This window comes from Spirosoma oryzae, from assembly GCF_003002825.1.
GTDB classification, from domain to species: domain Bacteria; phylum Bacteroidota; class Bacteroidia; order Cytophagales; family Spirosomataceae; genus Spirosoma; species Spirosoma oryzae.
Genome location: NZ_PVTE01000070.1, coordinates 1 through 1,477, shown reverse-complemented (window position 1 = coordinate 1,477; position 1,477 = coordinate 1). Strand labels below are relative to the sequence as shown.

Below are 1,477 nucleotides of genomic sequence, written 5' to 3'. Positions count from 1 at the left end.
GGGGTGAGGTTTACCCACAAGTCGGGCTTTGATCGTAAGTTTCCGTTCTTGGACATTCTGTATCTATCTTCACTATGACCCTTGACGCTGTCATCGCCTGTCAACTTGACCACTTTCGGATTGGTGATCAACGACTCAACCGACGTTGTCAATACCTACAGACTCAGTTGATGCAACTCGACTGTGCCCAATCGTTTCCCCGATTGTTCAATAAGAATGCGCTCCTCAAAGCCTTCTACCGACTCGTTAACAACCCCAAACTAACGCCCGCTGTCATGGATCAAGCCTATCAGCAGGGACTAATTCAGTGGGCCAATCAACAGCCAGCCAACGCCCCCAATAAAACGCTCTATTCCTTTCAGGACACTACGGTGGCTCGCTTCCATGGGCGTAAGCTCGATCTGGGCTACCTGCAAAACGTAGACGATAACGGCCTACTCTTGCACCACGCCATCCTGGCCGACTCGGATTTTGTGCCCCTGGGTATTCCCATACAGCAGTTCATTCAGCGGGATCGGGCCAGTTATGGGAAGCGACATACCCACAAAGAGCGCCCTTTCGAGGAGAAGGAAAGCTACAAGTGGGTGGGAGCGCTTGAGTTTGCCCGACGATTTAGTCAGCAAACAGCTTATCGGATCGTACAGGTGGCGGATGCCGAATCAGACATCGCCGGGTGGTACAACCTGGCCCTGAAGTATCAGCAAACCTTTGTGAGTCGCAGTGGCCAGAATCGCCAACTGGCTGACAAATCGGCTTTGTTGCAAGAATGGCTCGACAGTCAGCCGGTAGGGGGCTGGTTGACGCGACCTATTCGGGACGCGAAAGGAAAGGTGCACGAGTTGCGCTGTCAGGTCAAATGGGGGCTGGTTGCCTTGGCAGGCATTGATCAACCCCTGACGGTGATCGAGCTCAAACAGGTGGAACCACTAGCTGCCCACCAACCGAGCGTATGGCGGCTGCTGACCAACGAAACTGTCACCCAACTCGCTCAGGTGGAACAGCAGCTGAATGTGTACACCCACCGTTGGCGCACCTGCGAAGACTACCACAAATGTCTCAAAAGTGGCTGCCGCGTGGAAACCCGTCAGTTCGAGTCGGTTGAAGCCCTGAGCAACAGTCTGCGTTTGCTGAGTTTAGTGGCCATCCGTTTACTACGGTTGCGGGATCAGAGTCAAGGGCCTGTCTCCACGTCCCCTATGGCGTGGGCGGACGCTAGTGAAGCTCAGGTGGCTACTCAGTTGAGTAGTCGTTACCTAAGTCGCTACGAGCAAGCCGAACTAGTCTTCCAAAGCGTGGGCTGGTTTTGGCAGCTTTTGGCTCGCCTGGGCGGTCACCAGGGTGTTCGTCAAAGCGGCCCGCCCGGTTGGCAGACAATCTGGAAGGGCTACCTGCACTTTCAGACGGTAGTAGATGGATACAGGATGTCAAAGAACGAGTACTCACAGGCAAAACCCCCAACTTATGGGTAAACCTCACC

The 1,477-nt window shown here is 54.3% G+C and carries 1 protein-coding gene; it reads left to right on the top strand.

What is annotated here, in order from left to right:
• Positions 1-74: 74 nt before the first annotated feature.
• Entirely contained in the window at positions 75-1,469 is a 1,395-nt protein-coding gene (locus tag CLV58_RS27865; protein WP_106141119.1) for an IS4 family transposase, read from the top strand.
• Positions 1,470-1,477: the final 8 nt, after the last annotated feature.